Raw genomic sequence first — 22,258 nt, 5'->3', positions numbered from 1 at the left:
ACGGGAGGAAGACACCACATGCCGTCGTATCTGTCGCCGGGCGTCTACATCGAGGAGATGGAGTCCGGCTCGCGGCCGATCGAGGGAGTGGGCACCTCGGTCGCGGCGTTCATCGGTTTCGCCGAGCGGGGGCCGGTCAACGAGCCGGTGCTGATCACGAACTGGAGCCAGTTCACCACGACGTTCGGCGACTTCGTCGAAGGCACTTATCTGGCGTCGGCGGTGTACGGATTCTTCGCCAACGGGGGCGGGATCTGCTACATCGTCCGCATCGGCGCGCGGTCCGCAGCCGACGGCACCGACGCCGTCGAGGCCACGGCGCAAGCCCAGCTCGGCGCGTATGTGGTCCGGGCGCTGCCCGGCGTCACCGGCGACATCACCGTCGAGATCGGCGACCCGGAGGGCGAGAGCCCGCCGCAGGAGGCGTTCCGGCTCGTGGTGCGTCGGGACGGGGAGGCCGTCGAGACGTATCCGGCCGTCACCGCGCGCAAAGGCAAGGACAACGCCGCCACCCAGGTGAACGCGCGGTCGCGGGTCGTGAACCTCGAGGAGACCGCCGCACGCGGTGCCGCGGCGGCGCGTCCGGCCGCGCAGACCGTCGCCCTCGCCCCGCCGCCCGGCGCGGGCGGAGCGCTCGCCGCGCCGACCGCCGAGGACTACGTCGGCGACGCGGATCAGCGCACCGGCTTCAGCGGCCTGGAGGCCGTCGACGAGGTCACGATGGTGGCCGTCCCGGACCTGATGAGCGCCTACGAGAACGGCGCGATCGACCTGGACACGGTGGCCGCCGTCCAACAGGCCCTCATCACGCACTGCGAGCTGATGGGCGACCGCATCGCGATCCTCGACCCGCCGCCCGCGCTGAGCCCGCAGCAGCTCAGGACGTGGCGTACCGACACCGCCGGCTTCGACTCGAAGTACGCCGCGCTGTACTACCCGTGGATCCGGGTCCTCGACCCGTCCACCGGGCGCAACGTGACGATCCCGCCCAGCGGCCACATGGCCGGTGTGTGGGCCCGCAACGACGACACACGCGGCGTGCACAAGGCCCCCGCGAACGAGGTGGTCCGCGGCGCGGTCGCGCTGGCCACCGCGCTCACCAAGGGTGAGCACGACCTGCTCAACCCGATCGGCGTCAACTGCATACGTGCCTTCCCCGGGCGCGGCATTCGCGTATGGGGCGCACGCACGCTGTCCGGCGACGCCGCGTGGCGGTACCTGAACGTGCGAAGGCTGTTCAACTACCTGGAGGAGTCGATCCTCTCCGGCACCCAGTGGGTGGTCTTCGAGCCGAACGACGACGCGCTGTGGGCCCGCGTGCGGCGCACGATCTCCGCGTTCCTGGTCAACGAGTGGCGCAAGGGCGCCTTGTTCGGCCTCACTCCCGACGAGGCCTTCTACGTCAAATGCGACCGCGAAACGAACCCGCCGGAGAGCATCGACGCCGGGCAGGTCGTCTGCGAGATCGGGATCGCCCCGGTGAAGCCGGCCGAGTTCGTGGTGTTCCGCCTGGCGCAACTCTCCGGCGGTACCGGCGGGATCGACGAGTAACCGAAGGAGCGAAGCAGGATGCCACTTCCCGATCTCGACAGCTCGGTAGGCCACGCGTTCGGCCTCGAGTTCGACAGCGTGCTCATCAGGCAGATCACCGAGGTGAGCGGCCTGAAGATGGAGCAGGACGTCATCGAGCTGAAGCAGAACACGTTCGACGGCAAGTACGCGGTCAAGAAGCTCCCCGGCAAGCCGAAGGCCGGCGAGGTCACCGTGAGCCGCGGCCTGACCGAGGACAGCAGCTTCGAACGCTGGGTCAAGGACTCGCGGTTCGGCCGGATGACCGGCGCGCGGCGCAACGGCGCGATCATCGTCTACGACTACGAGGGCATGCCGATCAAGCGCTACAAGCTGATCAACGCATGGCCCAAGTCCCTGGAGATCAGCACCCTGAAGGCCGGAGACACGTCGGTGATCACCGAGAAACTGGTGATCACGTACGAAAGCCTGGAGGTCGAGTAGTGCGCCGCACGATCGGCGCGACGGTTCCCATAAGCGAGCCGCCGGACGAGGCGACGGCGCCGACACCGGTGCCCGCGGGGCCGCCGCGGGCGCTGCGCACCGAGTTCGACTTCGAGCTGCCGCGCGGGTACGTCGACGGCCGGGGTGTCGTGCATCGCAGCGGCACGATGCGGCTCGCCACCGCGCGGGACGAACTCGTGCCGCTGCGGGACGACCGGGTGCGGGAGAACCCGGCGTACCTGTCGGTGGTGCTGATCTCGCGCGTGCTGACCCGGCTGGGGACGCTCGACGAGATCCATCCGGGGATCGTCGAGGACCTGTTCGCGTCGGACCTGGCGTTCCTGCAGGACTTCTACCGGCGGATCAACGCGGAGGGGCACACGCGGGCGGCCGTGACCTGTCCGTCGTGCCAGGAGGGCTTCGTGGTGGATCTCGCCGGTGGCCGCCTGGGGGAATCGTGACGTACGCGGCGGACCGGATCCACGAGGAAGTCGCGTACTTGGCCTACCACTTCCACTGGTCGCTGGACGACCTGCTGGATCTCGAGCATGCGGATCGGCTGGCTTACGTGGCGCAGGTGGCGCGGTTGAACGCGGGGTAGGCGGTGCTCGGGCGACGGCAAGGTGCTTGTCGACCGGCGTCGGACGTGGAACAGGTCCGCTCGCCCGTCACCGTGGCCCACGCCGCGCGAGCGACGGCGCCGGAACGGAGCTGTTCCGGCGGGGGCGATCCGACCGTTGGGGAGGTGTGGTGCATGGGGTTGGTGTCGTGGTGGCGAGGGCGCGCCGGGGCTTCTGACGGGGCTGTCGACGGTGCCGCGGACGGTTCCGAGGGCAGCACGAGTGGTGCCGCCGAGGACACTTCCGCGGTCGACGGCCCCGGTCCGGTCCGCGAAGCACCCGCGTGGCCGCAGCTGCCTCCGCTCCAGCGGACGCTGTCCGGTGCCGCGCTGACCATCGATCCGACAGGCTTCCAGGGGACGTTGACGACGCGCCGGGACAGCACGTTGGGGACCCCGCTGGGGCACCTGGTGGATCCGGCTGCGCCGACGGGCCTGGCGCACGGCATTGCGGAGTCGGCCGCGGGCGGCGGAGCTGCGACGGGTGGAGCGACGTCGTCGGACGGCTCGGAATCGCCGGGCGCGTCGGTCGCCGGCACCGGTTCCGGCGGCGCGGCGGCGCCCACGGTGCTGCGCGCCGTTGCCTTCCCCGCGCCGCCCGCGCCCGTCGACATGCCGATGCCGCGGGCGATCCCGCTCCGGCGCGCGACGCCGGAGTCGATGGTGGCGGCGGCGCACGTCGACGCCGGGCCCTCGTGGCATGTCCCCCACGCTCCGGTGCCCGAGGGCGGGTTCGATGTGCCGCCGCGCGGCCACGGCGACCTGCCGGACGGGGGAGACGCGATCGGCTCGGGGCCGTCGGTGCAGGCAGCGTCGGCCGGCAGGGACGGCACCGGGCTACCGGGCCTGCCCGGTCCCGGCCACGTGGACGCCGGGACCTCCCCCCGGCCCCCCTCGGCCGCAGACGCCGCGGTCGCCGTCGACCCCCCGGCCGACCGCACGCCGCCGGGCATGCCGGTGCAGCGCGGACGTGGCGCGGGCGGCACGGGGTCGATGACGTTCCGGCCCGGCCCGCACACCGGACCCGGGGCGACGCTCGGACTCGGTGCCCCGCTGTCCGAACTGCCGCAGACCGCACAGCGCTCGGCAGCCGCCCGCACGGGGCCGGAGGCTCCGGCGCCGGGTGCCGACGCCGCTCCGTACCCTGTGGGCCCGCTCGGCGTTGCGGATGCCGGCGCGGCCGTCGGCGGATCCGCGGATCCGCCGGTGGCGCCCCTCCTGGGCGGCGCGGCGCCGTTGTCCGGCGGTTCGGGAGACGCGGAGGGATCGGGCACCGACTCCGCTCAGCGGGCGGTGGACCCCACATCGGCCCGCGGCGACGCAGGGCGACTCGGCTTGGCTTCACCCGACTCCGGCGGCTCCGGCCGGAGTGCCGCAGGCATGCCGACCGCGCCCGGGGGAGCAGCCCGGGGGGCCGTGGCCGCATCGCCGGGTTCCGGCGGACACCTCCAACGGTCGATGGGCCTGCCCGCGGCGCGAGGCGCCGCGTCGGGCCCGGGAGCGTCCGCATCGTCGTCCGGACCGCACGCGATCGCGGGGGCAGAGCCCGGCGCCTCCGCGTTTGCCTTCCCCGCGCCGCTGCTCCCGCCCGTCTCGCCCCTGCCGGTGGCGCAGTTGCTCGCCTGGCGCAGTCTGCCGCTGTACTCCGGCGCAGAGGTCCCGTCGAGTGTCGGCGTGGGGCAATCGGGCAGCGTGACCCAGCCCGCCGACGATGCGGGCCCTCGGGCGGTACCGGTGCGCTGGGAGCCCGCGGAAACCGCCCTTCGGGCGTCGGTGCAGCGCACCGCGGCCGAGGGCGCAGCGTGGGACGGAAAACGGGGCGGGTCGTCGGGCGCCCCCGTCGTCGGTCCCGCGCTCGACGCAACCGCGCCCGGCACCACGCTCCAACGCTCCGCCGCCACCGCCCGTCCCACGGCCGGCGACACCGCCCTGGCCGCCGGTCTCGGGCACCGGGCCGCCGACGGCTCCGTGGTGTTCGACCTTCCCCTCCAACGCGCGGAGGAAGGCGAGACCGGTATCGAACCCGACCCCGTCTCGGATCAGGTCACCCCGGACCAGCCGACCTCGACGGCGATCCCCACCACCCCCGGGGAACCGGCCGAACCGACGGAGCAGCCCACCGAGCAGCAACCGCCCCCCCAAGGCCCGGACCCTGACAAACCCCCCGCCGTGACCGACGATCTGGTCCGCGCCCTCTACACCCCTCTGAGCCGCATGCTGCGTGCCGATCTGCGCTTGGAGCGCGAGCGCGCCGGCTTCCTCATCGACACCCGGCATTGACCGCGACATCGACAGCGACCCGTCCGCCGCATCCGCCGCCGCCCGTACCGAAAGCCCGAGGGGGACGCCTTGTCCGTCACCGATGACCCCGCGGTCAGTGTCTGCTTCGTCGTCACGATCGACGGCATCGAGCTGGGTTCCTTCAACACCTGCGAAGGCCTCGGCTGCGAAGTCGTCCTCGAACAGCGTGAGGAGGGCGGAAACAACGGCCACGTCTGGCAGTTGCCGACCCGGCTCAAGTACTCGAAGGTCAAGCTCTCGCGCCCGTTGACGCGTGAGACCGAGAAGGTCGCGCGGTGGTTCGCCAGCATGACGACCGGGTTCAAGCGGCGTACCGCGCACATCGAGGCCCGCACCGGGGATGGGCAGACGGTGGCCACCTGGGGCCTGTTGGAGGTCATCCCGGTGCGCTGGAGCGGGCCGACGTTCAACCCGGATTCGCCGAAGGTCGCGATCGAGACCATCGAGATCGTGCACCACGGCTATGTGATGGGAGCGTGAGCCGTGACGTCGCCGATCGCGTTCAGCGCCGCCGGGACCGGGCCCGCCGCGGGCGCCGGAGGAGGTGGTGCGCGGCCGAAGCTGGAGCACGCGTTCCTGGAGCTGCGCACGCCGCCGACCGGCGGCGGTCTGACGCCCGGACCGCCGTGCGGGCGCGTCGACTTCCAGTTCAATCCGAAGGAACTCACGCTCACCAAGGCCGCGTCGTGGAAGCGGACGCCCGCGAAGGGCGCCAAGAGCGCGGGTCCGCCGGAGTACCAGGGCCCGCAGCCGAGCAAGCTCAAGCTCGAAGTGTTCTTCGACGCGAGCGACACGCAGGACAACAGCGTGGTCAAGGCCGTCGAGCAGTTGTTCGCGTGCTGTGTGCCGACCGGGGAGACACGGCAGCAGAAGAAGGCGTCGCCGCCGTGGGTGGTCTTCCATTGGGGCGGGCTCACCGGGTTCCCCGCGTATGTGAGCCAAGTGCAGGCCAAATACACGCTGTTCACGACGTCCGGGGTGCCGATCCGGGCGGTGTGCCAGGTGTCGGTCGAGGAGATCAGCGGCGAGACGCCCGGGCAGAACCCGACGTCGGGTGCGCTGGCCGCGCAGCGCGTGCACCGGCTGCGGTCGGGGGACACGCTGCAGGCGGTCGCGTACGCCGAGTACGGCGATCCGGCCGCGTGGCGCGCGATCGCCGAACTCAACGGCATCGACGACCCGATGCGGCTGGTCGCCGGCCGCGACATCATGCTGCCGGACCCCGACCGGCTGGGCCGATCCGCCGACGGCGGCCCGGCGCGGGGGTGGTGAGCCGATGCCGCACGAGAGCGTCGCGAAGTCCCTCGTCGTCGAGGTCGGCGGCAGTCCGCTGCCCGCGGATCTCGCGAACAGCCTGGTCGAGGGCTATGTGGACGACAGTCGAACGCTGCCCGACCTGTTCGTGCTGCGCTTCCGCGACCCGTCGCATCTGCTGCTCGACAAGGCGGGCATCCGCATCGGCACCGAGATGCGGCTGCTCGCCCAGTCCGGCGGCCAGGGCGGGCCGAAGCCGCTGCTGGTCGGCGAAGTGACCGCGCTGGAACTGGAAGTCGACGGGACGGGCACCTTCACCGTGGTCCGCGGGCTCGACAAGTCGCACCGGCTGTTCCGCGGGCGGCGCGTCGTCGGGTACCAGAACATGACCGTGGCGGACATCTGTACACGCGTGGCCACCCGGGCCGGGCTGGCCGCGGGCACCATCGACGTGTCCGGGCCGGTGCTCGCGCACGTGGCGCAAGCGAACGTCACCGACTGGGAGTTCCTGCGAACGCTGGCCGACGAGGCGGGCGCGGAAGCGTACGTCGTCGACGGCAAGCTCAACGTCACCCGGCCTACCGCACCCGACAAGGCCCCCGACGCCTCGGTGCGCGCGGAACGGAACCCGCTCGTCCTGGAGTTGGGCGACAACCTGGTGCGCTGCCGGGCCTCGGTCAGCGCCGCCGAACAGGTCACCTTCGTCGAAGTCCGTGGCTGGGACGCCAAGACGCAGCAGCCGCTGGTCGGCCGCGCGGAAGCGGGCAAGGCCGCGACCCTGGACCTGGGCGTCAGCGCTGCGGAGGTCACGCAGCCGTTCGGCGAGGCCGACTATGTGGTGACCGACACCGTGTACGCCGAACAGGCACAAGTCGACCAGGCCGCCAAGGCCCTCGCCGAGCGCATCGCCGGATCGTTCGCCGAACTGGACGCGGTGATCCGCGGCAATCCGGAGGTCCGGGCCGGCGGGGCGGTGACGCTCGCCGGGGTCGGAAAGCCGTTCGAAGGCCGCTACACCGTCACCTCGTCCCGGCACGTGTTCGACCCGGTGCGCGGCTACGAAACGTGGATCACCGTCTCCGGGCGCCAGGAACGCTCGCTGTTCGGCCTCACCCAGGGCGCCGGCACCAAGGCCGCCGCACCCGACCGCGTGCCGGGATTGGTCGTCGGCCTGGTCACCGACACCCAGGACCCGGCGGGGCTGACCCGGGTGAAGGTGAAGTTCCCGTGGCTGTCCGAGGATTACGCGAGCGACTGGGCCCGCACCGCGCAGTCGGCCGGCGGCGACGCGGCGATGTTCCACCCCGAGGTCGGCGACGAGGTGCTGGTCGGCTTCGAACAGGGGCATCTCGACCGGCCGTACGTGCTCGGCGCCCTGAAGAGCGGCAAAGGCGGCGGGAGTTCGCCCGCGACACCGTTGGGCGGCGCCGCCTCGCCGCCGGGTGGGCCTTCCGCCCCCGGAACAGCCCCCGATTCCCCGGCCGTCGACGGGACGAGCGGTGCTGTGAACCGCCGTTCCTTCGGCTCGCCGAGCGGCAACCGCCTCGACCTGCTGGACGCCGCCAACGGCCCGCAAGGCGTCCGGATGGTCACCGGCGACGGCAAGCTCACCCTCGACCTGGACCGCAAGGGCACGAAGATCACCGTGCACAGCGACGGGACTGTGGAGATCAAGGCCGAGCAGCAGGTCACCATCGACGCCGGGAACGGCGTCAAGCTCGACGCGGGCCAAGGCGCCCTCGAACTGCACGGCAGCTCGGTCAAGCTGACCGCCGCGTCCGGCCTCGAACTCGACGGCGGCAACGGGCGCCTCGCGGTTACCACCACCGGCGCGCTCGACGTGCAAGGCGCGCAGCTCGGGCTGCACGGGACCAGCCGTACCGAGATCCAGGGCGGCGCCACGTGCGCCATCAACGCCGGACTCGTCACGATCAACTGAGGGGACGGAACGCCATGCCAGCCGCCGCACGAGTCGGCGACCCGACCGGACACCCGGGCGCGGTCGGCCCGCCCGGCGTCCCGACCGTCCTGATCGGCGGACGGCCCGCCGCCACCGTCGGGACCACACACGCATGCTCGGGCATGCACCCGCCGTCGACGCTGCTGCCGCCCGGCTGCCCGACGGTGCTCATCGGCGGACGCCCCGCCGCCCGCGTGGGCGATATCGCCGGGTGCGGCGCGGCGGTCGTCTCCGGATGCCCGAGCGTGCGGATCGGCGGAAGGTGACCGCATGGGGACCCAATTCATCGGTGCGGGGTGGGCGTTCCCGCCGCACACCGACGCCACCGGCCGGGTCGCGCTGGCGCGCGGCGAACGCGAGATCGAGGAGGCGATCCGGCTGATCCTCGGCACCGCACCCGGCGAACGGCCGATGCGCCCGGAGTTCGGATGCGCCGTCCACGACTACGTGTTCGCCCCCGCCGACGTCGGCACCGCCGGGCAACTCGCCTACGAGGTACGGCTGGCACTGGAGCGCTGGGAGCCGCGCATCGACGTCGCCGAAGTGTCCGTACGCTTCGACGCCGTCGACGACGGAGTCCTCTACATCGACATCCGCTACGCCATCCGCGGCACGAACGATCCGCGCAACCTGGTCTTCCCCTTCTATGTGATCCCCCGGCACGAGGAGGGGCTGTGAACCTGCCCGCGCCCAACCTGGACGACCGCCGCTTCCAAGGCCTCGTCGACGACGCGAAACGCCTGGTGCAGCGCCGGTGCCCGGAGTGGACGGACCACAACGTGTCCGACCCCGGGGTCACGCTGATCGAGGCGTTCGCCGGGATGGTCGACGAACTGCTGTACCGGCTCAACCGGGTGCCGGACAAGAACTACCTGGCATTCCTCGACCTGATCGGCGTTCGCCTGCACCCGCCGACCGCAGCCCGTACCAAGGCGACCTTCCGGCTGTCCGCCCCGCAGCCGGAGACCGTCACGGTGCGGGCCGGCACCGAGGTCGCGACGGTCCGGACCGAGACCGACGAGGCCGTCGTCTTCACCACCGTCGGCGACCTCGCCGTGGTGCCGTGCTCGTTGGCGCACCTGGCGACGCGGACCGCGTCCGGCACCGATGTGGACCGCACCGACGAACTCGCGCTCGCCCGCGACGTGCCGTGCTTCGGCAGCACACCCGCGCCCGGGGACGCGCTGTACGTCGGCCTGTCGAGCGCCGTGCCGGCCTGCGTCGTGGCACTCCGCCTCGACTGCCGGGTCGAGGGCGTCGGCGTCGACCCGCGGCGGCCGCCGTTCGTGTGGGAGGCGTGGGACGGCGCCGCGTGGGCGGAATGCGAGGTCGAGGCGGACACCACCGGCGGCTTCAACCGGCCCGGCGAGGTCATCCTGCACCTGCCGGCCGCGCACGCGGTCTCGTCGGTGGCGCGGACCGCGGCGGGTTGGCTGCGGTGCCGCCTGGTCGAGGCGGTGCCGGGGCAGCCGGTCTACACGGCGTCCCCGACGGTCCGCGAACTCGTCGCGTTCACCATCGGCGGCTCCGTCGACGCGGTGCACGCCGAGACGGTCGAGGAGGAAGTGCTCGGCCTGTCGGAGGGCGTGCCCGGCCAGTACTTCGAGGTTGCCCGGCCCCCCGTGGTGCCCGGCGACGAGCCGCTCGTCGTCGACGTGGCCGACGGCGCGGGCTGGACGGCCTGGCAACGCGTCGACGACTTCGCCCACTCCGGACCCGGCGACCGGCACTTCACCCTCACCCCGGGCACCGGCCGCATCGAGCTCGGCCCCGCGGTGCGCGAAGCGGACGGCAGCGTGCGGCAGTACGGCGCGGTGCCGCCGAAGGGCAGCCCGATCCGGGTCCGCGGCTACCGCACAGGCGGCGGACGACGCGGCAACGTCGCGGTCGGGGCGATCCGGGTGATGCGGACGTCCATCCCGTTCGTGTCCCGCGTCGAGAACCGGTCGCCCGCCCTCGGCGGCGTCGACGCCGAGACGATCGAGAACGCCAAGATCCGGGGCCCGATGACGCTGCGGACCCTGCACCGCGCGGTCGTCCCGCACGACTACGAGCAGATCGCCCGCCAGGCGGCCCCGGACATCGCCCGGGTGCTCTGTGTCCCCGTCGGCGACGACGCGGCGCAGGCGGGCGGGGTGCGGCTGCTGGTGATCCCCGCGGCCCCCGACGACGGGACGGGCCGCCTGCGCTTCGCCGACCTGGTGCCCCCCGAGCCGACGCTCCGGCAGATCGCCGCGCACCTGGAGGAACGGCGGCCGGTGGGAGCGCGGTTGGTGGTGCAGCCGCCGTATTACCAGGGTGTCACCGTGGTCGCCACCGTGCAGGCGACACCCGGCGCGGTCGACGACCGGCTCCGCGCGCTGGGCCTTGCCGCGCTGTACCGCTACTTCAACCCGGTGACCGGCGGACCGGCGGGGGAGGGGTGGCCGTTCGGGCGGCCGGTGCAGGCAGGCGAGGTGTACGCGGTGCTGCAGAGCGTGCCCGGGGTCGACCTCGTCCAGGACGTCCGGCTGTTCGCGGCCGACCCGGTCACCGGCGAACGCCGCACGGAGGCCGTGAGCCGGATCGAACTGCGTCCCCACGCCCTGGTGTTCTCGCACGGCCACCAGCTGCGCGTCAGGGGGGCATGAGATGCGCGGGACGGTCGAGGGGCTGCCCACCGCCCATCCGCTGGTGTACCGGCTGCCGGGGGTGTACCTGGGCCACCCGTTCCTGGAGGGCTTCCTGGCGGGTCTCGACGAGGTGTTGGCGCCGGTCCTGCTGACCCTCGACAACCTCCCGGCGCACCTGGATCCGCGCACCGCACCGGAGGACTTGCTGGCATGGGTGGCGCGGTGGGTCGCCGTGGAGGCGGACGCGGACCGGCCGCTCGCCCAACGCCGCGCGGTGGTTGCCGATGCGGTGGCCCGCCACCAACGCCGCGGAACTGCACGGGCGTTGGCCGAGGTGGTGCGGGTGGAGACTGGCGTAGTGCCGGAGTTGACGGAGACGGGCGGCACCAAGTGGTCCACGGACCCGGGCGAGTCGCTGCCCGGCGAGGCGCGGCCGTGGGTGCGGATCGAACTGCGGGTGCCCGACCCGGCGGCGGTGGACCGGGGGCGGTTGGAGCGGCTGATCACGGCGGAGATTCCGGCGCACGTGGGGTTCACGTTGGAGATCGAGGCGTCATGAGGGCGTGTCCGGAGTGCGGGCGGGAGAACGGGGCGGAGGCCCAGTTTTGCGCGGGCTGCGGGGAGTTCCTGGCGTGGGACGAGACACTGCCGGGGTTCGCGCACGTGCCGGACACGCCGGTGCCGGGGACGCGGGTGCGGGAGGGGGAAGCGGACGGTTCCGACGAGCGTGCGGCGCCGGGTGGTGCGGCCGCCGGACGGCCGGCTTCGGCACCGGGGCCGGACCCGGCTCGGCAGGACGTGCCGCCGCGCCCGTCGAGCGCGCCGCCCGCCGAGGGACGCGGCGGGACGGAGCAACCACCACCGCCGGCTGGGCCGGTATTTGCCCGGTTCCCGCCGCCGGATCGCGTGGGTGGGGGAGTCGCGGGCGACAACCGCGGTGGCGATCGGCCTGCGGGGGGCGGTGGCCGCGAGGCTGTGTCGTCGCGGCCCGGGGCTGCTGCGCCCGAGCCCGGTTCGGGCGCTTCCGCGCTCGAAGTCGCCTCCGAACGCGACCCGCTCGACGCGCGCAGCCCTCGGCCCGGTGTCGCCCGTGAAGCCGAGCCCCCTCACCCTGCCTCCGGCTCCGCGTCCCCGGGCGGCAACCCGCCCGGTTCCGCGAACTCCCGTCCCGGCGCCGGCAATGCCCAGGAACCCGGGCCTTTCGGCGCTTCCCCCCTACCTCCCACCCCCGACCCGCCCGACCCCGCCACCCCGCGTCCCGGCGTCAGCATCGACCGGGACCCGGCCTCCTCCGCCTCCTCCCCTGCCCGTCCCGGCCGTGCGTCGCGGCCGCCCTCCTCCTCACGTCCGACGTCCGCGCCTCCGCCCGCTGCCCCGCCCCGTCCCATCGCGCCTCCCTCCATCCCCTCCTCCGACGCGACCTCCGCCGGGCTCGCCGGGGCGCAGTTGCGGCGGCCGGGGGAGCGGGAGGCGGAACCGTACGTGGGGCCCGCCGGCAGTGAGCCGGGGCGGGCCGTGGACGCGGTCGTTCGCGGCGGCAGCCGGTGCCGGTCCTGCGGGGTCGACAACGCACGCGAGCGCACGTTGTGCGTGCGGTGCGGACAGCCCTTGGCCGCCCCCGCGCCCCGGCAAGCCCCCACCCCGCCACCGCCGACGCCTTGGTGGAAGCGGCTCTTCGGCGCGGCTCCCGCGGAGCCGCGCCTGGCCGGCGAGCGGCCTCGCGTGCGGGCGCGGCGCCGCCGCCGGGTCGTCGCGCCACTGCTCGTGGCCGCGCTGCTCGCCGCGCTGTGGTTCGGGCGGCCGCTCTACGGCGGCGCGTTCGACTTCGTCCGCGACCACACCACCGACCCCGAAGCCGCGCCCCCGACCGGCAAGAGCGCGTCGAGCGAGGCGCCGGGGATGCCCGCGGCGGCCGCGTTCGACGGGGTGAGCAACCGCGCGTGGGCGCCGGGCGAGCCCGGACCGGGTGCCGAACTCGTCGCGACGTTCGACCACCCGGTCCGGCTGCTCAAGGTCATCGTGTCGCCGGGGACGTCCGGCAAGCCCGAGGACTTCCTGGCCCACGGCCGCCCCGAGCGACTCACGTTCCGTGTCGTGGGCGCCGACGGCAGGGAGAGCGACGTCGCGATCCGCCTGCGCGACCAACCCGGACCGCAGACCTTCGACCTCCGCCACACCGACGTCCGCGAAGTACGCATCCGCATCGACAGCGTCTACGCCCCGACCGACCAGCCCCCCGCCATCGCCGAAGTCGAGTTCTTCCGCGGCCGCTGACCCCGACCCGGACACCGCGCGCGACCGACTCGACCCACTCGACCCCCGCCAAGCGGGGATCCCCTCAAGCCGAGTGTCTCCCCCTCCCCGGCTCCACCCCCAGCGACGCCAGCATCTCCCCGTATCTCCGCCGGTCCCGTACCGCGGCCGCCCGCTGTCCGGAGCGCTCCCGTGCCCGGATCAGGGTGTCCCACGCCGAGTCGCGGAACGGGTCGATTTCCAGACAGCGTTCGGCCGTCTCCACGGCATCGCCCAGGCGCCCTTGGCGGAGGCGGAGTTCGGCGAGCGTGCCGGTGGCCCACGCGGCCTGTTGGCCGAGGCGTTCGCGTTCCGGGACGACCCAGTCCGAGGCGCCCTCCTCCGGCAGCAGCGGGCCGGTGTACGCGTCGCGGGCTCCGCACAGGGCGTCGGTGGCTTCCTGCCACCGGCCCAGCCGCCGGGCGGCGCGGGCCTCGCGGACCTCGCGTTCGAAGTCGGCGACGTCGCACGTGCCGCCGCGCGGCAGCCGCAGACGGTACGACAGGCCCTGGCGCACCACCACCCGCGCCTCGCCGCCCACCCGTTCCGGTTCCAGGACGCCACGCAGGCTCGACACCGTCACCTGCAGGTTGTGGATCGCGGCCGACCCCGTGAGCCCCGGCCAGAACGTCTCCACCAGCCGGTCCCGGTGCAGCCAGTGCCCCGCGCGCACCGACAGCAGCCGCAGCACCGCGCGGGCTTTGGGCCGGACCGAGTCCCAGTCCGGCTCCCGGCCGTCGACGGTCAGCACGAACCCGCCGAAGCAGCGGATGTGGACGGTGGGGGACGGGCCCGGCGGGGGTTTCACCTCCTCTTCCGGGGCACGCGCGACGCGCGTGGATTCCAGGGGGTTGTTTCCGGACATGCGTGTTCCTCCCCGTGTGCCTGCGCTCCCGGCCCGCGCCGTCGCACCTGGGGGGCAGGCTCGCGTGCGCCGCCACGACGGCACCGGGACACGGCGGGCAGGAGCACCTGTACGCAGCGTCGTGTTGCCCGGAGTTCACCCTCCGCAACCACGAAGCGCCGAATACGAACCGGGGGTATCCGCGGCGCGTGAACCGCCAGGCCGCACCGCCACCCGGCCGCCACCCCACCGCCACCCCAGGCGCACCAGAAGAACCCGGCGTAACGTCATAAAAAGTCATGGAACCTTTCCGGGTCTCCCGGTGAGGCGCTGACGCGCACCCGCCGCAGGACCCACGCGAACACCCGCCGCACCCCAGGAGGCCCCGCCATGGCCCGGAAGCCCCTCAAGTCTCCGAAGACCGGGCCCTGGCTGTCCCCGCGCAAGCGGGCCGAGCGCGGGAAAGCGGCGCGCAAAGCCGCACCGCGGGCGAGCCACGCCGTGTTCGAGCCGGGGCCGGACCGGTTCGACCCCGTGGACGTCATCGAGAAGCAGTCCGACAGCCGGGTGCCGGAGCTGGTGCCGATCCGGTACGGCCGGATGTCCGAGTCGCCGTTCCGCTTCTACCGCGGCGCCGCCGCGATCATGGCGCGCGACCTGGCCGGCACCCCGGTCTCCGGGCTCCGCACCCAGCTCTGCGGCGATGCGCACCTGCTCAACTTCCGCCTGCTGGCGTCTCCCGAGCGGCACCTGCTCTTCGACATCAACGACTTCGACGAGACCCTGCCCGGCCCGTGGGAGTGGGACGTCAAACGGCTCGCCGCCAGCATGGTCATCGCGTCGCGGGAGAACGGCTTCACGGACAAGGAGCGCGCCCGGATCGTCCAGGCGACCGTCCGCTCCTACCGCGAGCGCATGCGCACGTTTGCCGGCATGCGGAACCTCGACATCTGGTACGCCAAGGCCGACGCCGAGCAGGTCCAGGCCGTCGCCGACGGCCGGCTCCACAAACGCGGCCGCAAGCAGCTCGCCGAGTCGCTCGCGAAGGCCCGCAAGCGCGACAGCCTCCAGGCGTTCGAGAAGCTCACCGAAGTGGTGGACGGCGAACGCCGCATCACCTCGTCCCCGCCGGTGGTCGAGCGGATCGAGGACCTCCTGCCGGGCCTCGAAGGCGCCGCGCTCCAGAAGATGCTCACCGAGCTGATCACGCGCTACTCGCACAGCCTCCAGACCGACCGCCGCCACCTGCTCGAACAGTTCCGGCTCGTCGACATGGCCCGCAAGGTGGTCGGTGTCGGCAGCGTCGGCACCCGCTGCTGGATCATCCTGCTGCTCGGCCGGGACGGCGAGGACCCGCTGTTCCTCCAGGCCAAGGAAGCCGACGAGTCCGTGCTGGCCGAGCACGCCGGCGCGACCGGCTTCGCCACCCAAGGCGAACGCGTGGTCGCCGGCCAGCGGCTCATGCAGGCCGCCAGCGACATCTTCCTCGGCTGGGAACGCGTGAACGCCCCCGACGGCGTGCAACGCGACTTCTACGTACGCCAATTGCGCGACTGGAAGGGCATCGCCGAGCCGTCCCTCATGGTGCCGCGCGGTCTGCGGCTCTTCGGCGAACTCTGCGGTGCCACGCTCGCCCGTGCGCACGCCCGTTCGGGTGACCCCATCGCCATCGGCGCCTACCTCGGCCGCAGCGACGTGTTCGACCGGGCGCTGGCGGACTTCGCGGAAGCGTACGCCGACCGCAACGAGCGCGACCACCAGGCGTTGCTGGACGCGGTGAAGGAGGGGCGGGTGTCCGCCCAGTCCGCCTGACGCGCGCTCAGCGCTCGCCGCTGCCGACCCGGTCGGGCCGCTCGGCCGCGGGCGCGGCCACCGGATGCCGGACCAGGTAGAGGCCCGCGACCGCCACCAGCAGCACCATGCACGCGATGAACACCAGCCCGGCGCTCTCCAGTCCGATCGGCGACACCAGCAGGCCGACGCCGATGACCGGGACCGAGATCCCCAGATAGGCCACCACGAACAGGGCGGAGATCACCGCCGCCCGGTGCTCCGGGTCCGCGGCGCCGGCCACCGCGGACAGCGCGCCGCGGAAGGACATGCCTTGCCCCGTCCCGCCGATCAGCGCGCTCAGCACCATCAGCGCCAGCAGGTCCCAGTGCAGCGCCCCGGCCAGCAAGGCCAGGCCGACGAGCAGCACGGCGCAGCCCACCGGCAGCGACCGGGCGAGGCCGATCGGGCCGGCCGCCCACTGCCCGGCGGTCGATGCGAAGAACGCCAGGGCGACGAGCAGGCCGACGAGCGCCAGGTTGTGCACGTCCAGCGACTCGCTCAGGAACGCCGGAGAGACCGACGTGAACACGCCGAGCAGCGCGAACCCGGCGAAGGACGCCAGCGCCGCGGGCCCGAACACCGCCCGCACCGACGGCGGCAGACTCGGCCGCCGGGGCCGCACGGTCCGCAGCGGACGCCGGTCCCGCACGGTCTCCGGCAGCCCGAGCAGGACCAGCGCCGAACAGGCCAGCAGGGCGACGTGGACGGCGAACGGGAGGTACAGCGGCCAATCGGCGTACTGCGCGAGCACCCCGGCCAGCAGCGGCCCGCACCCCAGGCCGCCCATCGTGGCGGCGGTCGCCACCAGCGTCGCGGCGGAGCTGCCGCGCGGCGCCAGCTCGATCACGTAGGCGGACGCGGCCCCGGTGAACAGCCCGGCGGACAGGCCCGACAGCAGCCGCCCCGCGTACAGCCAGCCCAGCGCATTCGCCCCGAGGAAGCACCCGGCACTCGCGGCGGCGAAGCCGAGGCCCCACAGCAGCACGGGCCGCCGGCCGACGGCATCCGAGGCATTGCCCGCGAGCAGCAGCATGGCGATGACCCCGGCGGCGTACACCGCGAAGACCACGGTGACGGTCAGCTCGGAGAACCCGAACTTCTCCCGGTAGAGGCCGTACAACGGCGTCGGCAACGTCGTCCCGATCATGCACACCGCAAACACCGTCCCGCCGAGCAGGCAGGGCAGCCAGCCTCGAAGCACACCGCGCATGGGGCCGACGGTAACCGCGCGAACGATCATGGCCGGGAGCGGCGCGCCGCCGGAGGGGCCGCCGCGTCGGATCGGGTGCCCGATCGGCCCGCCCTGGGGCGACGGCTACTCGGCGGCGTCGAGGAAGCGGTCGACGACGGACCGGAAGCGCCGCGGTTCCTCGGTCCGGGGCCGGCGCCCCGAGGGGTCCGTCGTGACCAGGCGGGCCGGGGTGGTGCCGACCCTGCCGTCGGCGTGACCGGAGACGACGAGGATGGGCGCGCATGCCGCGGCTAGGCAGGCGAGCCACGCGGGCACGTCGGCGGCGGTGGACGAGCCGGCGGACGCGGTCGGGGAAGCGGGCCGCGTACTCGTGCGTGGTGAGCGTGCCCGCGGAATGGCCGAGCAGGTCGACCGGGTTCACCCCCGGCGTCCGGAAGGCCGGTACCGCAGCGCCCGCTGCCACGTCGGGGCGGGGCCAGGTGGAGGTCAGGGTTGGGTCAAGGGTGCGTTGTGGTGGGGGAATCGCGCGTACCCTCGGCGGCGGGTAGGGGATGCGCGAGTGGGGGTGTCGTGGATGCGGCGAGTGCGTAGCGCAACGGCCCTGATGGCCATGGGGATTGCTTTGGTGGCCGGGTGCTCGGATTCCGGGTCGGACGGCAACGCCTCGGCGACGAGGAGCGGCGTGCCGTCGGCGTCGGCCGCCGCGGGGGCGAGCGGCGGGACATCCGGGGGAGCGGCTGCGCCGGGAGGGGGCGGGTCGGCGCCGGGCGTCGCGGGCGCGCCCACGGCGAAGACGTCCGAGGCGTCGAAGTCCGGGGGGTCGGCCGGAGGTTCGTCCGCATTCTGCAAGGACGTCCTGCCGCCCTTGGCCGACCAGCAGAACGGCTCCGGCCCTCCGACGGCCAAGGACGTGGCCACCTGGGACCACCTGGACGGCGAAGCGCCCGCCGGGGTCAAGCCCGACGTCGACAAGGTCGACCAAGGCCTGCACGAGATCCAGGCCGGGACCGCCATGAGCGACATCACCGGCTTCGGTATCGCGATGCAGGACATCCTGCAGTGGGTCGGGGCGAACTGCGGGCTCTCGCCGCAGTGACGGGCCGCGGTCCCGGCGCCCCGAGACGCCGGGCCCGCGCTGCCGCCCGTCAGCTGAAGACGGCCGAGCGCAGCTTGAGGCGGTCGCTCGCCCTGCCGCCCGGGCGGAGGCTGTAGTAGTCGCCGTCGCAGTCCGGGCCGGTGAACATGGTGACCGTGCTGTCGGTGAAGTTCTGCGGGGCGAAGGCGGGTTCGGTGGTGTCGGGGTCGGCGACCTCGGGCAGCGTCACGCAGCCGCGGCTGTCGGGGTCGACCAGGACGCCGGCGGCGCGGTTCCCGAAGTCGTCGTAGTACGTGTAGCGGAACTCGCCGGTGGCGGCGCTCGCCGCGTGCGGCAGGGTGACGACGAGGGCGATCGAGGCGGCGGCGGCCGCGATCGACCGGCGCAGGTACGTGGGCATGGGGGCCTTCCGGCGTGCGGGGACTGTCCGGCGATTGCCGGCGCACACACCGTAGAGGGCGCGAGGGGTGCGAGAACGTTCCCGCCAACCGTTTCGCTGGCGATGTCCACCATTCGCCGGAACGCGGCCCGGGCGTCGGTTCACCCGGTCGGCCGACCGCCGCCCCGCCGGAGTTCCGTGACCTGGGCCGTCAACTCGCCGTTCCGTGCCTCCAGTTCCGTCACCCGGTCGTGCAGCTTGCGGATGGTGTACTCCACGGCGTCGCGCGGGAGGAGCTGCGGGATGTGCTGGCGGCAGTTCCAGTCGTAGGCCTCGACATCGATGAGCACGGCGCGTTCGACCTTGGCCGGGTAGCCGGGCATGGCGAGCCGGGACATCAGATCGGGGTCGTCCGCCGCCTCCACGACCCTGGCGCGGCCGAACACCTTCATGCGGGCGGCGTTGGCGTAGTCCATGAGGAACAGCGCCACGCGGTCGTCGTGGTCGAGGTTGCCGCGGCTGATGTACTGCCGGTTGCCGCGGAAGTCGGCGAACGCCAGCGTGTGCGGGTCCAGGACCTTGAGGAAGCCCTCGGGTCCGCCGCGGTGCTGGATGTACGGCCAACCCGTCTCGCTCACGGTGGCCATGTAGAAGCTGTCGCGCTCGCCGACGAAGTGCGCCTCGTCCGGCCCGATCGGGTCCGGGACCGGTGCCGCCGCCTCCGCCATGCGCGCGTACGGGCCGCGGCTGCCGTGCCGTTCCTGGTGGCGCTGCACGTCGGGGGTGAAGGCGATCCGGGCGTAGCGGCCGGTCATGACGGGTCCCTTCCCTAATGGTTTTAGGTTGCTACAACCATTAGGGAGGGGGTGGTATTCCCGGCTCGGTCCGACACATATCCGAGGGGCTAGCTCGCCGTCAGGTACACCGCGGAAGGCGCCGGCGGGATCTCGTCCGCCGCGAGCTTGCGCAGGCCCGCGAGGCCGTCGCCGGTGGGGTAGGTGTCCTCGGCGCTGACCAGGCCGTCGGCGTCGAACGCCCAGAAGATGGCCATGCGCGACTCGTACAGGTAGTGCGCGTCCGGGTCGTCGACCTTGCGGCCCATCGCGGCGACGATGCGGCCGGGGTAGGCCATGCGCATGTGTCCCTGGATGAACGCGGTGTCGATGTCGAGGGTGATGGTGTCCACGTCGAGGGCCTGGCGGTAGCAGTCGCCGTCGGCGAGGCGCTGGTAGAAGGCGCGGATCTCGGCCGGGTTCTTCGGGGCACGGTCGACCGGGCTCGCGCCGAGGTTGCGGTACGAGGCGTGCGGGGAGACGGTCGCCATGATGGCGTCGACGTCCGCCGCGGCCTCGGCGCGCATGTGGGCGATCATCGTGGTGAGGATGCCGCGGCGCCGCGGGTCGGGTTCGGCGGCCAGGCGGGTCTCCGCAAGGCGCCAGGTGATGGTCGGGTCGATGAGCATGGGTCCGGCCTCCGCGACGAACTGATCTGATGGTTCGTCAGGCATGCTGGCGCGGACGGGTGCAGGGTTCAAGATCCGATCCGGCGGTGGTCAAACGGAGAGCGTCAGCACGACTTCGTCGATCTCCGCGCCGCGGGCCTGTGCGCGTCGAACCACGCGCGGTCCGACGGGTCGGCGGCGGTGAAGGCGGCCATGCGGACGCCCTCGGGGTCTTTCATCTGGGTGAAGAAGACCGCCAGGTCGTCGTCGTGTACGTCGCGCAAGGTGATGTCCATGGACGTGGTCCTCCGAAGGGGGGAGCGGGGACGAGCCGTTCCGCGGCAGAGCAAAGGCTGCCGCGCCGGACGATAGCGGCGGGGTCCGACATCGGCCTTGCGGCTATGTGGGTGACCCCCGACGCGGAGAAACGTTCAGTCACGCAAAACCTGACGAACCGGCTGTTAGGTTCGCCGCGTGCGGGCGGCCCCGGCGTTGTGGTGCCGGTGGTCCGTCCGCGACTCATGTGCCCTGCTCGTCCGCGTCCCCCGAGGTGCCATGCCTGCCGTCCTCCCGCGCGCTGTCGTCTTCCCCGATCTGCTCCCCGGCGATACCGCCGCCGGGGAACCGTCGGAGGTGTCGGCGGGGATCGGCCGGTTCGCCTCCGCGGCAACCCGGCTGCTGCTCGGCGGCGACGGGCTGACGACGAGCCTGCTGGAGGCGTGGGTCGGCGGCCCGGTCGCGGTCCGCCAAGCCGACCACCGGTACGTCCGGTCGGCGGAAGCACCTCCGGGAGCAGGCGAGTTGCTCGATGCGGACGCCGACGAGACGCTGGTGGTGCGCCGCTCGGTATTGGCGTCGCCGATGGCGGAGGAGCTGTCCCGGAACCTGGTGGTGGCCCGGTCCGGCCTCTCCGCGGACGTCGAACGCTGCTTCGGCGACCCGTCCGCTCCGCTCGGCGCGGCATTGCGCGACGTCGGCATCGGCATCCGCCGGACGCTCGTCGCCGTCGGCCGGCAACGGTGGGACGAGCGGGCCGCGGCGTACAAGACGTATGTGATGTGGCACGGCACGCGGCCGTTCGCCGTCCTCGCCGAGCTGTACAACCCGGCGGTGGTCCCCGCGGACCTGCGCCCGGCACCGGCCGTCGGGGGCGCCCGGTGACCGGCTTCCCGGTGGTCGTCGTCGGCGCCGGGCCCGCCGGGCTGGTGCTGGCCAACGTGCTGCACCGGGCGGGTGTGCCGGTCGAGGTGCTGGAACGGCGCAGCCGGGCCGAGGTGGAGACGCAGGCCCGCGCGGGGCTCGTCGAGCACCGGGTGGTGGAGTACCTGCGCGAGCACGGACTGGCGGACGGGCTGCTGGCCGCGGCCGGACGGCACGACTGGTGCGAATTCCGGGTCCTCGGCGAACGCTTCCGGGTGCCGTACGGGGAACTGTCCGGCGGCGCGGGCCACCGCGTCTATCCGCAGCAGTTCCTGGTGCGCGACCTGATCGCCTCGCTCGAAGCGGTCGGCGGCGCGGTGCGGTTCGGGACTCCGGCGCTCGCCGTGGAGACCGCGGGCGAACGGCTGCGCGTGCACGGTGCGGACCGGGTGCGGGAGGCAGAGTACGTCGTCGGCTGCGACGGGCCGGACAGCCTGGTCGCCCGTGCCTTCCCCGCCGGTTCGGTTGTCGAACGCCGGTACCCCTACGACTGGTTGACGGTTCTCGCGGAGGTCGACCGCCCCGTGGACGGCGTCCGCTACGCCCTCCACGAGGCCGGGTTCGCCGGGATGATGCCGCGCACGCCCCGCCTCGCGCGCTGCTACCTCCAGGTGCCCGCCGACGCGGACTCGGCCGCGTGGCCCGAGACCCGCATCACCGAGCAACTCCTGGTGCGGCTCGGTGTGGCTGCCGAGGACCCGCGGCTGGGCGCGGTCGTCGAGTCCTCGATGCTGCGGCTGCGTGGACGCGTGCGGGAACGACTGTGCGCCGACCGGCTGTTCCTGGCCGGCGATGCCGCGCGCGTACTGACGCCGGCCGGGCCCAAGGGCATGAACTCCGCGGTGGCCGACGTCGCCGACCTTGCCGACTGCCTGGTACGCCGCTATCGCGACGGCGACGCGGACGGCCTCGCGGGCTACGAACGGCGCCGCCGCGAAGCATCCTGGGCAGCCCAGGAGTTCTCCGACCGGCTGCTCGACCTGCTGCACCTTCCGCCGGACGCCGCCACCGCGTTCACCCTGCGGCTGCGCCGTCAGCGGATCGCCCGCCTGGCGGCCCCGGGCCCGGAGGCGGAGGCCTTCGCCCGGGTATACGCGGGGGCGGGCCGACTGGACGGCGGCCCGGCGGCCCGGGTCCCCGGCCAGAGCGACGCGGCCGGATCCACGCAGGAGCCCCTCGCGGGAGAACCCGCGTGAGGCCTTGTCGCGCCGCCCTGGCGGGA

Annotated in this window: 24 protein-coding genes; 17 read left to right on the top strand and 7 right to left on the bottom strand. The window is 73.4% G+C overall.

Annotated features, from left to right (window positions below):
- Positions 1-18 precede the first annotated feature (18 nt).
- The 13 genes from ABEA93_RS29185 to ABEA93_RS29125 all read left to right on the top strand — a co-directional run bounded on the left by ABEA93_RS29185 (position 19) and on the right by ABEA93_RS29125 (position 13,033).
- Positions 19-1,551, top strand: a complete 1,533-nt coding sequence (locus ABEA93_RS29185) for a phage tail sheath family protein (RefSeq protein WP_345678818.1) — start codon at positions 19-21, stop codon at positions 1,549-1,551.
- 18 nt (positions 1,552-1,569) lie between these two features.
- On the top strand, positions 1,570-2,013 hold the full coding sequence (locus ABEA93_RS29180) for a phage tail protein (RefSeq protein ID WP_345678817.1): 444 nt from the start codon (positions 1,570-1,572) through the stop codon (positions 2,011-2,013).
- Positions 2,013-2,474, top strand: a complete 462-nt coding sequence (locus tag ABEA93_RS29175) for a hypothetical protein (RefSeq protein ID WP_425585144.1) — start codon at positions 2,013-2,015, stop codon at positions 2,472-2,474. Before ABEA93_RS29180 ends, ABEA93_RS29175 begins: the two co-directional genes overlap by 1 nt.
- Positions 2,471-2,614, top strand: coding sequence for a DUF6760 family protein (locus ABEA93_RS29170; protein WP_345678816.1), 144 nt, complete (start codon positions 2,471-2,473; stop codon positions 2,612-2,614). Before ABEA93_RS29175 ends, ABEA93_RS29170 begins: the two co-directional genes overlap by 4 nt.
- A 153-nt stretch (positions 2,615-2,767) precedes the next feature.
- The gene (locus ABEA93_RS29165; RefSeq protein WP_345678815.1) at positions 2,768-4,912 is read left to right on the top strand and encodes a hypothetical protein; all 2,145 of its coding nucleotides are present in this window, start codon (positions 2,768-2,770) and stop codon (positions 4,910-4,912) included.
- Between the two features lie 69 nt (positions 4,913-4,981).
- Positions 4,982-5,413 carry a phage tail protein gene (locus ABEA93_RS29160; RefSeq protein WP_345678814.1) on the top strand — a complete coding sequence of 144 codons (432 nt, stop codon included), beginning with the start codon at positions 4,982-4,984 and terminating at the stop codon, positions 5,411-5,413.
- Between the two features lie 3 nt (positions 5,414-5,416).
- Complete coding sequence (locus tag ABEA93_RS29155; RefSeq protein WP_345678813.1) at positions 5,417-6,205, top strand: CIS tube protein; 789 nt, start codon at positions 5,417-5,419, stop codon at positions 6,203-6,205.
- A gap of 4 nt (positions 6,206-6,209) precedes the next feature.
- Positions 6,210-8,126 carry a VgrG-related protein gene (locus ABEA93_RS29150; RefSeq protein ID WP_345678812.1) on the top strand — a complete coding sequence of 639 codons (1,917 nt, stop codon included), beginning with the start codon at positions 6,210-6,212 and terminating at the stop codon, positions 8,124-8,126.
- Between the two features lie 14 nt (positions 8,127-8,140).
- Entirely contained in the window at positions 8,141-8,413 is a 273-nt protein-coding gene (locus ABEA93_RS29145; RefSeq protein ID WP_345678811.1) for a PAAR domain-containing protein, read from the top strand.
- 4 nt (positions 8,414-8,417) lie between these two features.
- Positions 8,418-8,825 (top strand): GPW/gp25 family protein, encoded by a 408-nt coding sequence (locus ABEA93_RS29140; protein WP_345678810.1) that lies wholly within the window; start codon positions 8,418-8,420, stop codon positions 8,823-8,825.
- On the top strand, positions 8,822-10,777 hold the full coding sequence (locus ABEA93_RS29135; RefSeq protein ID WP_345678809.1) for a putative baseplate assembly protein: 1,956 nt from the start codon (positions 8,822-8,824) through the stop codon (positions 10,775-10,777). Before ABEA93_RS29140 ends, ABEA93_RS29135 begins: the two co-directional genes overlap by 4 nt.
- A gap of 1 nt (position 10,778) precedes the next feature.
- The gene (locus ABEA93_RS29130) at positions 10,779-11,318 is read left to right on the top strand and encodes a phage tail protein I (RefSeq protein WP_345678808.1); all 540 of its coding nucleotides are present in this window, start codon (positions 10,779-10,781) and stop codon (positions 11,316-11,318) included.
- Positions 11,319-12,367: 1,049 nt separating this feature from the next.
- Positions 12,368-13,033 (top strand): discoidin domain-containing protein, encoded by a 666-nt coding sequence (locus tag ABEA93_RS29125; RefSeq protein ID WP_345678807.1) that lies wholly within the window; start codon positions 12,368-12,370, stop codon positions 13,031-13,033.
- 64 nt (positions 13,034-13,097) lie between these two features.
- Here ABEA93_RS29125 and ABEA93_RS29120 read toward each other — a convergent pair whose 3' ends face one another.
- On the bottom strand, positions 13,098-13,916 hold the full coding sequence (locus tag ABEA93_RS29120) for an AfsR/SARP family transcriptional regulator (protein ID WP_345678806.1): 819 nt from the start codon (positions 13,914-13,916) through the stop codon (positions 13,098-13,100).
- 369 nt (positions 13,917-14,285) lie between these two features.
- Between ABEA93_RS29120 and ABEA93_RS29115 the strand changes: the two genes are divergently transcribed.
- On the top strand, positions 14,286-15,707 hold the full coding sequence (locus ABEA93_RS29115; protein ID WP_345678805.1) for a DUF2252 domain-containing protein: 1,422 nt from the start codon (positions 14,286-14,288) through the stop codon (positions 15,705-15,707).
- Between the two features lie 7 nt (positions 15,708-15,714).
- On the opposite strand, the gene ABEA93_RS29110 is transcribed toward ABEA93_RS29115, so the two are convergent.
- Together ABEA93_RS29110 and ABEA93_RS29105 are read right to left on the bottom strand one after the other, a co-directional pair.
- Positions 15,715-16,938 carry an MFS transporter gene (locus ABEA93_RS29110; RefSeq protein ID WP_345678804.1) on the bottom strand — a complete coding sequence of 408 codons (1,224 nt, stop codon included), beginning with the start codon at positions 16,936-16,938 and terminating at the stop codon, positions 15,715-15,717.
- Between the two features lie 105 nt (positions 16,939-17,043).
- Positions 17,044-17,235, bottom strand: coding sequence for a hypothetical protein (locus ABEA93_RS29105; RefSeq protein WP_345678803.1), 192 nt, complete (start codon positions 17,233-17,235; stop codon positions 17,044-17,046).
- A 268-nt stretch (positions 17,236-17,503) separates the two neighbouring features.
- On the opposite strand from ABEA93_RS29105, the gene ABEA93_RS29100 reads away from it, so the two are divergent.
- Positions 17,504-18,016 (top strand): hypothetical protein, encoded by a 513-nt coding sequence (locus tag ABEA93_RS29100; protein WP_345678802.1) that lies wholly within the window; start codon positions 17,504-17,506, stop codon positions 18,014-18,016.
- Between the two features lie 49 nt (positions 18,017-18,065).
- Here ABEA93_RS29100 and ABEA93_RS29095 read toward each other — a convergent pair whose 3' ends face one another.
- From ABEA93_RS29095 to ABEA93_RS29080, 4 genes are all read right to left on the bottom strand, one after another.
- Positions 18,066-18,416: a hypothetical protein gene (locus ABEA93_RS29095; RefSeq protein WP_345678801.1), complete on the bottom strand. Its 351-nt coding sequence runs from the start codon at positions 18,414-18,416 to the stop codon at positions 18,066-18,068.
- 140 nt (positions 18,417-18,556) lie between these two features.
- A complete protein-coding gene (locus tag ABEA93_RS29090; protein WP_345678800.1) occupies positions 18,557-19,210 on the bottom strand; it encodes a pyridoxamine 5'-phosphate oxidase family protein in 654 nt (217 codons plus the stop codon).
- An 89-nt stretch (positions 19,211-19,299) separates the two neighbouring features.
- The gene (locus ABEA93_RS29085; RefSeq protein ID WP_345678799.1) at positions 19,300-19,857 is read right to left on the bottom strand and encodes a nuclear transport factor 2 family protein; all 558 of its coding nucleotides are present in this window, start codon (positions 19,855-19,857) and stop codon (positions 19,300-19,302) included.
- Positions 19,858-19,961: 104 nt separating this feature from the next.
- Positions 19,962-20,132 carry a hypothetical protein gene (locus ABEA93_RS29080; RefSeq protein WP_425585143.1) on the bottom strand — a complete coding sequence of 57 codons (171 nt, stop codon included), beginning with the start codon at positions 20,130-20,132 and terminating at the stop codon, positions 19,962-19,964.
- Between the two features lie 259 nt (positions 20,133-20,391).
- Between ABEA93_RS29080 and ABEA93_RS29075 the strand changes: the two genes are divergently transcribed.
- Complete coding sequence (locus ABEA93_RS29075) at positions 20,392-20,997, top strand: hypothetical protein (RefSeq protein WP_345678798.1); 606 nt, start codon at positions 20,392-20,394, stop codon at positions 20,995-20,997.
- Complete coding sequence (locus ABEA93_RS29070; protein ID WP_345678797.1) at positions 20,994-22,232, top strand: FAD-dependent monooxygenase; 1,239 nt, start codon at positions 20,994-20,996, stop codon at positions 22,230-22,232. Before ABEA93_RS29075 ends, ABEA93_RS29070 begins: the two co-directional genes overlap by 4 nt.
- The last annotated feature ends 26 nt before the right edge of the window (positions 22,233-22,258 follow it).

Source organism: Yinghuangia aomiensis (assembly GCF_039542225.1).
GTDB classification, from domain to species: Bacteria; Actinomycetota; Actinomycetes; order Streptomycetales; family Streptomycetaceae; genus Yinghuangia; species Yinghuangia aomiensis.
The sequence above is the reverse complement of the archived record's forward strand: the minus strand, read 5'-3'. Positions and strand labels throughout refer to the sequence as shown.